Genomic DNA, 8,592 nt, shown 5'->3' with positions numbered 1-8,592 from the left:
CCGCTGGACCTATGAGGGAAAGCCGCTCGCGGCATGAATGATTAAACAGTCTCGGGATTTCCACTCTGTTGCACTAGGGGGGATTTCGGGCGGCATCGCTCGCAGCGGGAAATAATTGATGGGCGCTCTCTTAGGGCTTTGGGTCAGGTTTTGGCAGACACTTTTTCCTTCTCTGTTTGATGTTTGCAAACAGAATACCCCTTTTCGGCCGCTGACCCTGCGCGGCGCATCCTCGAAAGCCTGATCCCGTGGGGCTTCGTGACCTGTTTTTGGAAGTTGGCACAGCCTCTGCTTTATCTCCAGCAAGCGCACCATCAGCGCGATGTAATGTAACCCACTTGGAGAGACGATCATGCTGACCATCACCGACCTCACCGTTCGCCACGACCTCGACACAGCTGCCATGACCAAGGTGCGCGGTGGTTTCGCCCTGAGCGACTTCGATTCCTTCTTCGGAACCGGGATCTTCAACACCCCGACCATCGATTACGGCACACACCTGCTCGCACAGGAGCAAGCCTTGGCCGTCAATCAGGCGGGCAATATCGGCGGACTGAACCTTGTGATCTCCGATCAGAACCAGAACGGCGTGTCCGGTCAGGTCGCGATCTGAGCCAACCCTTTCCAGACCCTATAAGCACATACCAATCTAGGAGAACATCATGTTGACCATCAACGATCTGACTGCTGACCGGACCCTCGATAAGGCTGCCATGAGTGGCGTGCGCGGCGGCCTCGCCGTTGCCGGAAGCGACTTGGCTTCCTTCTTTGGCTACTTCAACTCACCAACGCTTGATCTCGGCACGCACGAACTCGCGCAGAGCCAAGCGGTCGCCATCGATCAGAGTGGCGCCACCGGCGGCTTCAACATCAGCGGTGCGAGCCAGACGCAGAACGGCATCAGCGGTCAGGTCTCCTTGTTCTAAGTCCTGGTTACTTGCTCGATTCGGTGCTAGACGGGGGGGCCTCGGACCCCCGTTCTCTTTTCCAGTCGCTCCGGTTACGGGCACTTTCATGGGCGTGCAGTGATCGACCAAGCTCAGCAATTGGCCTGGCGAACGGCGAACTGGCGAACCTCAGGTTCCCTTGAGTTTGCGTCCGTTCGTAACGCCTCATCAGACGTCCCTGCCGACGATCCTGTGCGCGGAGGCAGAGGCATGGAAAGTTCGAGGTTTGGCTGACTGCGGCGGCGCGCCGAATCCTTGCGGTCAAGGCGCCGAGAGCATGCGGGCTGGCCGGCGCGCTGAAGCGGTGACCTGCGAACAAGTTTCCGAAAGCGCGTTTCCAAGGGCACGCCTCATTCCCCCAGCGAGTTCGGCCTTGACCAGAGATGCATCCGCCGGATAGGTTCAACCGTTCATCGGTTATCCTGGCCCGGTGCCTTCTTCGAGTACAGCTGAACAGTGGAAAACACCCTATGACCCCGCAATCGATCGCCCTCGTCCGCGCTTCCTGGATCAAAGTCAAGCCGCTTGCTGAGCCGGCCGCGGAACGCTTCTACAGCCGCTTGTTCGAGCACTATCCAGAGATCAAGGCGCTGTTCCAGGAGGATATGATCGAGCAGCGGCGTAAGTTCATGGCAATGTTGGACACCGCAGTCGACGCGCTCGACGACCTTGATGCCGTGCTGCCGGCAATCGAGGACCTAGGGGCGCAACACGCCAGCTATGGTGTCACCGACGCCGACTACGACAAGGTGGCCGATGCCTTGCTGTGGGCACTGAGTCAGGAACTGGGCGCTGACTTTACGCCAGAAGTGAGGGCTGCCTGGACCGAGGTTTACATGGCGCTGGCGGGCGCCATGCAAGAAGGTGCCGCAGTGCAATGCATGACCTGACGACCCGGCAGTGACGGCGCCCGGGGAAGACCGCAAAGCGGGAAAAATGGCCTCAATCAAGCGTCCGATCGCTTAAAGCTTGAATCCGCCCCGCCTATGGCGCTCGCATTGCGCGCCGTCTCGAGAAAATCTTTGCCAGTCCTGGGGTTCAGGTTCCGCATGTGAGTGCTGGAGGTCGCGACCAATCCGGGGGCGAATCAAGCTCTCAGTAATCAGGTTCTGCATGGCTGGCTGACCGAGCCTCAATGGGGGTCGGGAAAGTAAAAAGTGCGGCTAGGCATGGTGCGTCGTTCATCGTCGCCCAAACAAGGTCGGCCAAGCGAAGCCTTGCTCAACCTCGGTTGCGCTGTCGGGAGCTTAGAGGACGATAAGGGCTGGAGTAGGGTGGGGTTGGTTCTGGGCCTGCTGAGACGGGATTTCACCTTAGGGCTTCCATCTTCAGTGCTTTAACACTCATCTTCAGTGCTTTAACACTCGGCGGAGGCGCCGACGATCCTCGGGCCTCGACTCTCAGGTCTAGCCGCCTTTGTGGGGCCGGCCGAGGCGGGTCGTGCGTCCCCGATCTCGGCCGTGCGCTGAGCATCCGTCGGGGGCTAGCCCGACGGCTCTGGACTCTTTCAGGACGCGCCGCGCAGCGCGTAGGGGATGAGTGGCGCCAGGCAGATGGCCCAGATCATCCAGGAGGCTTGGCGTTGGCTCTTTTGCATGGTTTCTTCAGTCATGATCTTCCCCTTTCACCGAGTCTTTGCGGAGGTTTGAGGCGCGCCGATCGGGTCGACGCCGCTGCAGTTCGCCGTCAGGACGCGCCGCGCAGCGCGTAGGGGATGAGTGGTGCCAGGCAGATGGCCCAAATCATCCAGGAGGCTTGGCGTTGGCTCTTTTGCATGGTTTCTTCAGTCATGATTTCACCTGTATTCAATGATGGTGGGGTCTGCGTCACGACGAGCGCGTGGGTCTGTTTCGCCTACCTTCGCCGTTCCCCGTCGTTTGTTCCGACTACGGGGATGAAGATAGTGAAGACTGAGTAAAATACAAGGAATACCCTTTTCAGTGCATGGTCAAACCTAGTATTTTGCTCAGGAATTCGAGTCAGGCCGGCCAGTGCGACGGATGCCCGTGAGGGTTTTCCGCTAGGCCAAGGGTGGTCGTTCGGCTTGGTCTAACACGCAGGAAACTGGGTCGTCGCTAAGGGATGTCGTCGATGTTTTGTCCTGGTCAGAATCTGCGAAGGGTCAACGCGGTGAGATGAGGTCAAGGTCGGGATCGCGCACTGGCTCCTGCTGATGTTGGACCTCCGGGGTAGCGCTGCCGGTGACCCGGAGATGAAGTGCCGGGTAACCATCTGTCTCCAGAGCCTGGTTCGGGCCACGCAGGCTTCCGATGCTCATCGTCATCTGCGGATTTAATTTTTAAGTAACTGATTTATAAAATTATTATTGCTATTTTCTAGGGTTCTTCAGGTGACAGGCAGTGATTAAGTTAGGTTAATGTGCTAGCGCTATGCTAAGGTAGCGGGTTACCGATTCGCCGACCTCGTCCTTTGCAGGGTATTCCATGGATCAAGCACATCAAGAGTCTCAGCTGAAGCAACTGATCGCCAGAGGCAAAGACCAGGGGTATCTGACCTTCGCCGAGGTCAATGATCACCTGCCGCCGGACATCGTCGAGGCGGATCAAATCGAAGACATCGTCCGCATGATCAACGAGATGGGCATCCTGGTTCAGGAGACTGCCCCGGATGTGGTCGATCAGTCGCTGAACGATGCTGCGGTTTCCGATGACGAGGCGGCTGAAGCGGCGGTCGCCGCGTTCGCCGCAGTTGATGGTGAACTCGGACGAACAACCGATCCGGTGCGGATGTACATGCGCGAGATGGGCACTGTTGAGCTGCTGACGCGGGCGGAAGAACTGCAGATCGCCAAGCGCATCGAAGCTGGACTCAATGAGGTGCTGGCGGCCCTCTCTGTTTACCCGCGGGCGGTCGAGCAGCTGATCGACACCTTTGAGCGCGTCGAACGCGACGAGGCCAAGGTGACTGACGTCATCGTTGGTTTCAATGACGGCGACGAAGAGGATGAGCCGGCGTCGGTTGCCCAGCCTGCAGAAGCGGAGCGACGCGCCGACACAGCCGAGGAGATGGCTGAAGGTACCAGCGACGAGGACGATAGCGGTTCTGCGGCTGTTGTCGACACTGGCCCGGATCCGGAAGACGCGGCGCGCCGGTTCGATCTGTTACGCGCGCGCTTCGGCATCTTGCGCGCGGCGCTCGAAGCCCACAGCCGTGACCACGAAGACTCCCAGGTGGCGATGGCCGAGGTGTCCGAGGTGTTCCTGCAGTTCAAGCTGGTCCCGCCGGTCTTCAAGGCGCTTACCGAGAGCCTGCGCCATACGATCGACCGGATTCGCGCGCAGGAACGCACGATCATGGCGCTCTGCGTCAATCAAGCCGGCATGCCCCGCGCCCATTTCATCGAGACCTTCCAGGACAACGCGACCAGCCCGCAGTGGCTGGAGCAGCAGGTCGCGTCCAGCCAGCCCTATGCAGCGCGCTTGGCCGCGCTCTCCCCCGAGATTCGTCGGGCGCAGTGCAAGCTCGAGGAGATCGAGCGCGAGAATCTCCTGACGATTGCCGAGATCAAGGATCTCAATCGAAAGATGTCCGTCGGCGAGGCCAACGCGCTGCGGGCCAAGAAAGAAATGATCGAGGCGAACCTCCGGCTGGTGATCTCGATTGCGAAGAAGTACAACAACCGCGGTCTGCAGTTCCTTGATCTCATTCAAGAAGGCAACATTGGCCTCATGAAAGCGGTCGATAAGTTCGAGTATCGGCGCGGATACAAATTCTCCACCTACGCCACCTGGTGGATCCGCCAGGCCGTCACGCGAGCCATCGCCGATCAGGCGCGCACCATCCGTGTCCCGGTGCACATGATCGAAACCATCAACAAGCTCAACCGCACCTCGCGGCAGATGCTTCAAGAGAAGGGGCGGGAAGCGACGCCGGACGAACTCGCTGCGCGCATGGAGATGCCTGAGGACAAGATCCGCAAGGTCCTCAAGATCGCCAAGCAGCCGATCTCCATGGACACCCCAATCGGCGATGACGGAGACGCCCATCTTGGCGATTTTATCGAGGACGTGAGCGTCCTCTCCCCGCTGGATGCCGCAACCGCTGACGGTCTGCGCGAAGCCACCCAGACCCTGTTGGCGAGTCTGACCTCGCGCGAGGCCAAGATCTTGCGCATGCGTTTCGGTATCGATATGCACACCGAGCACACCCTCGAAGAGGTCGGCAGGCAGTTCGAGGTCACCCGCGAGCGGATCCGTCAGATCGAAGCCAAGGCGCTGCGCAAGCTGCGTCACCCATTGCGCTCCGATGCGTTGCGCACCTTCTCCAGCAGCGACTGATCGGCGCTTGCTGGGCAGACCGCTCGGCGCCATTGTCCGAGCGGCCGCGCAGTGGCACCGACTCCGATTACGGAGGCGGATGACCACTGCGGCCAAACTTCCTGAGACCCATCATCAAGCAGCCTTGGGGGCGTGCCGCAAGCAAGAGGACCAAGGGCGGTGCCGCTCAATAAGGCCATCGCCAGGAAGTCCCAGCCATGAGGATCCTGGCCCACTTCGTCAGCGCATTGGTCGGTAGCAGGCCCGCAAGTGATGCCGCCAGGGCAAGCAGCGGGAAGATCCATTGGCGGTCGCCGCTCTCGGCCCAACCGCGTTGACGCAGCCAGCGCAGCGCGAACGAGAAGAAACTCACCACGAGGGGCCAGGCCCAGAAGCTTCTCCAGGGCAGGTCGAACCAATCCGCCTCCAGTTACAGCGGCGCGCAGCACCCAAAGCTGGAGCGCGTACATCAACAGCTCGAAGAGTAGCAAGTCCCCCCTCATCGCCCGACGACCAAGGCGCAGACCAGGGCGCTTGATGTGGTCCTCAAGAAAGCGTCCATCAACAACTTCCCCCCTTTCGCAAAGGGGGGCTAGGGGGGATTTCGGGCGGCATCGCTCGCATCGGGAAACAATTGATGGACACTTTCCAAGTGTCGCCAGAGAACAGGGGCAAGATCGGTGGAGGGGAGGCACAGCCATGACCCGCGCGCAACCTGGGCTCCGGGTGGCTACCTACAATATCCATCGCGCTCAAGGACGCGATGGGCGGCTGGACCCGCGCCGGATCGCCGAGGTGATCCTGTCGCTGGACGCCGATCTGGTGGCACTGCAGGAGGTGGAGACACCCCATGCGCCGGCCCCCATCCTCTTACTCAGCCGGCTGATCGAGCAGGGGTATGCGCCCGTCCTCGGCCCAACGATGCGCTCCGACGCCCATCACTATGGCAATGTCTTGCTGACGCGGTTACCCGTGCATGCGAAAGTGCGCATCGATTTGAGCCGACCTGGGCGCGAGCCGCGTGGCCTCGTCGATGTTCGGCTCGGATTGACCGGAGCCCGCGGTGCCGAAGCTGGTGGCAGCGCGAGGGGCGTGCTGCACTGCCTGGCGACGCACCTGGGACTGAGTGCGGCTGAGCGCCGGGGTCAGATCGCGCGCATCGCCGCGCGCCTTGATGCGATCCGGCAAGGTCTAGGCGACACCACGCCGGTGATTCTGCTCGGCGACTTCAACGAATGGCATCCGAGCCCACGTCTGAAACCGCTCGACGCGCGTCTCGAGCGGGTCGCGCGGCGCGCCACCTGGCCCGCCGGCTGGCCGCTGCTAGCGCTGGACCGCATCTGGTTTGGCGGGTCGCTCACGCTGGAGTCCAGTTGGGTGGTTCGCACCCGCCAGACTCGCCTGGCCTCTGACCATCTACCCTTGGTGGCGCGATTCCGCTTATCGGACCCGCTACGATGACCGTCGCCGCGCCTGTGTGCGCGCACGGCGCGCAAGTCCTTGTCGGTGCAGCGTGAGTCAAGCTGCTGCAACCCAGCATCCCTCAGGGCTCGTCGATCTGAGGCGAAGCCCCGCTGGGATTGTGCCAGCCCCCGTGCGCCGCGATCAGTGCATCCGCCGCTGCCGGTCCCCAAGTGCCCGGCTCATAGGGATGGGTCTTGGGGTGCCTTTCGAGGACTGGGTCGACCACCGCCCAGGCGGCCTCGACCGCGTCCTCGCGGGTGAAGAGCGCACCGTTGCCGGCCATGGCGTCTGTGAGCAGGCGCTCGTAGGGCATTTCGGCGCAGGGCTGCTCCTCGGACAGATAGAGTTCGCGCTGCTCGCCGACGAACTCCTTGCCCGCTCGCTTGACGCGTGCGGCGAGCGCGACGGCGGCGTTGGGCGAGAGCCTGAAGCGCAGATAGTTGGCCCGCCCGGCCTCGGGCGCCGAATCGTCGAACAGCCTCTGGGGCGGTGGTTTCAGCTCCACCAAGACCTCGGCCGCAGTGGTCGTTAGGCACTTGCCCGCGCGCAGGTACCAGGGCACGCCCGCCCAGCGCCAGGAGTCGATGAACAGCCGCAGCCCGCAGAAGGTCTCGACGTCCGAGTCCGTCGCCACGCCTGGCTCGTCCCGATAGCCGCTGTACTGGCCGCGCACCATGTCGTCCGGATGGAGCTGACGCATCGCCTGAAAGACCTTGGCCTTCTCGCTGTGCACAGCGCCATAGCCCTGATAGGCCGGCGGTTCCATGGCCAGTAGCGCGACGATCTGGAACACATGGTTCTGGATAACATCACGCAGACAACCGGCGCTCTCGTAGAAGCTGCCCCGACCCTTGACGTCGAAATCCTCCGAGAGCGTGATCTGCACGCTGGCAATGCAGTCGCGATTCCAAATCGGCTCGAGGAAGGCGTTGGCGAAGCGGAAATAGAGGATATTCATGATCGCCTCTTTCCCGAGATAGTGGTCGATGCGGAAGATCGCGTCTTCGGGAAACACCGACAGCGCGATGCGGTTGAGTTCCCGCGCCGACGCCAGGTCGCGTCCGAAGGGCTTTTCGACGATGACGCGCGCCTGATCGGCCAGACCTGCTTCGCCCAGCCCCTGGATCACCGTCGCAAAGAGCGCGGGAGGGATGGCGAGGTAATAGGCGGGATGCCGCGCTTCGCCCAGCGCCTGCTTGAGCGCCAAGAAGGTCCCCGAGTCCTTGTAGTCACCGTCCACATAACGGAGCAAAGACAGCAGTTGGTCGAGGGCTGCGGGATCCTCGGCTCCGTTGGCTTGCTCGATGGCATCCCTCGCATGCTCGCGCAGTTGATCGAGGCCCCACCCGGAGGCTGCGACGCCTAGGACGGGCACGCGGAGGTCGCCACGCCTGACCATCGCATGCAGCGCTGGAAAAATCATCTTGTGCGCCAGGTCTCCGGTCGCGCCGAAGACGACCAGCGCATCCGCGTGCGTCGAGCGGTCATCGATTTTGTCCATTCAAACCTCCTTATGCAGCCGGTCGAGCCGGCTGGGCTCAACACCTATCGGTTTCCCGAAATCAACCGGAACAGCCGCTCCAAGCCTGCGTAGCCAGGCCATCCTGGCCTGGTTTGCCAGGGCTGGAAGCCCTGGCTACATAAAACCGATAGGTGGTGAGGATGTGAGAGGGATGCAGTTGGAGAATCATCACTTTCAGCATCTCAGGCGGCGGTCCGCCCTCCGCGTCAGCGCGATTCAAGTGGTCTCGCGTCGGCCCGGGCCTTCGAATAGGGGCTTGGCCATTCAGCCCGAGTGCCGTGCAAACAGACCGCTGGCACGGACGGCTAGTGGTCTTGAGTGAAAGTCCTAATACTGTTTCTGGGCGATCGATGGCATCCTACTCATCTGTCTTGAGTTTCGC

8 protein-coding genes are annotated in these 8,592 nt (G+C 61.6%); 5 read left to right on the top strand and 3 right to left on the bottom strand.

All coding sequences use genetic code 11. The features are described 5' to 3' along the window. Positions 1 to 352 precede the first annotated feature (352 nt). From G3480_RS23850 to G3480_RS23840, 3 genes are all read left to right on the top strand, one after another. Positions 353 to 613 carry a hypothetical protein gene (locus tag G3480_RS23850; protein ID WP_164656734.1) on the top strand — a complete coding sequence of 87 codons (261 nt, stop codon included), beginning with the start codon at positions 353 to 355 and terminating at the stop codon, positions 611 to 613. A 49-nt stretch (positions 614 to 662) separates the two neighbouring features. Next, positions 663 to 926, top strand: a complete 264-nt coding sequence (locus G3480_RS23845; protein ID WP_164656733.1) for a hypothetical protein — start codon at positions 663 to 665, stop codon at positions 924 to 926. 491 nt (positions 927 to 1,417) lie between these two features. After that, positions 1,418 to 1,837: a globin family protein gene (locus tag G3480_RS23840; RefSeq protein WP_164656732.1), complete on the top strand. Its 420-nt coding sequence runs from the start codon at positions 1,418 to 1,420 to the stop codon at positions 1,835 to 1,837. A gap of 1,232 nt (positions 1,838 to 3,069) precedes the next feature. Here the strand turns inward: G3480_RS23840 and G3480_RS23835 are convergent. Further along, entirely contained in the window at positions 3,070 to 3,225 is a 156-nt protein-coding gene (locus G3480_RS23835) for a hypothetical protein (protein WP_164656731.1), read from the bottom strand. Between the two features lie 166 nt (positions 3,226 to 3,391). Between G3480_RS23835 and rpoD the strand changes: the two genes are divergently transcribed. Beyond that, the gene (rpoD, locus tag G3480_RS23830) at positions 3,392 to 5,245 is read left to right on the top strand and encodes an RNA polymerase sigma factor RpoD (RefSeq protein ID WP_164656730.1); all 1,854 of its coding nucleotides are present in this window, start codon (positions 3,392 to 3,394) and stop codon (positions 5,243 to 5,245) included. 166 nt (positions 5,246 to 5,411) lie between these two features. On the opposite strand, the gene G3480_RS23825 is transcribed toward rpoD, so the two are convergent. Beyond that, on the bottom strand, positions 5,412 to 5,597 hold the full coding sequence (locus G3480_RS23825) for a hypothetical protein (RefSeq protein ID WP_164656729.1): 186 nt from the start codon (positions 5,595 to 5,597) through the stop codon (positions 5,412 to 5,414). Between the two features lie 326 nt (positions 5,598 to 5,923). Here G3480_RS23825 and G3480_RS23820 point away from each other — a divergent pair, with 326 nt between their 5' ends. Beyond that, complete coding sequence (locus G3480_RS23820) at positions 5,924 to 6,685, top strand: endonuclease/exonuclease/phosphatase family protein (protein WP_164656728.1); 762 nt, start codon at positions 5,924 to 5,926, stop codon at positions 6,683 to 6,685. An 82-nt stretch (positions 6,686 to 6,767) separates the two neighbouring features. On the opposite strand, the gene zwf is transcribed toward G3480_RS23820, so the two are convergent. Then, the gene (gene zwf, locus G3480_RS23815; RefSeq protein ID WP_164656727.1) at positions 6,768 to 8,189 is read right to left on the bottom strand and encodes a glucose-6-phosphate dehydrogenase; all 1,422 of its coding nucleotides are present in this window, start codon (positions 8,187 to 8,189) and stop codon (positions 6,768 to 6,770) included. Positions 8,190 to 8,592: the final 403 nt, after the last annotated feature.

This window comes from Thiorhodococcus mannitoliphagus (assembly GCF_010915725.1).
GTDB classification, from domain to species: Bacteria; Pseudomonadota; Gammaproteobacteria; order Chromatiales; family Chromatiaceae; genus Thiorhodococcus; species Thiorhodococcus mannitoliphagus.
The sequence above is the reverse complement of the archived record's forward strand: the minus strand, read 5'-3'. Positions and strand labels throughout refer to the sequence as shown.

Excerpts from the sequence above, each read along its gene's own strand:
- G3480_RS23840 (WP_164656732.1), top strand. The coding sequence starts at position 1,418 with ATGACCCCGCAATCGATCGCCCTCGTCCGCGCTTCCTGGATCAAAGTC.
- G3480_RS23845 (WP_164656733.1), top strand. The coding sequence starts at position 663 with ATGTTGACCATCAACGATCTGACTGCTGACCGGACCCTCGATAAGGCT.
- G3480_RS23820 (WP_164656728.1), top strand. The coding sequence starts at position 5,924 with ATGACCCGCGCGCAACCTGGGCTCCGGGTGGCTACCTACAATATCCAT.
- G3480_RS23835 (WP_164656731.1), bottom strand. The coding sequence starts at position 3,225 with ATGAGCATCGGAAGCCTGCGTGGCCCGAACCAGGCTCTGGAGACAGAT.
- zwf (WP_164656727.1), bottom strand. The coding sequence starts at position 8,189 with ATGGACAAAATCGATGACCGCTCGACGCACGCGGATGCGCTGGTCGTC.
- G3480_RS23850 (WP_164656734.1), top strand. The coding sequence starts at position 353 with ATGCTGACCATCACCGACCTCACCGTTCGCCACGACCTCGACACAGCT.
- rpoD (WP_164656730.1), top strand. The coding sequence starts at position 3,392 with ATGGATCAAGCACATCAAGAGTCTCAGCTGAAGCAACTGATCGCCAGA.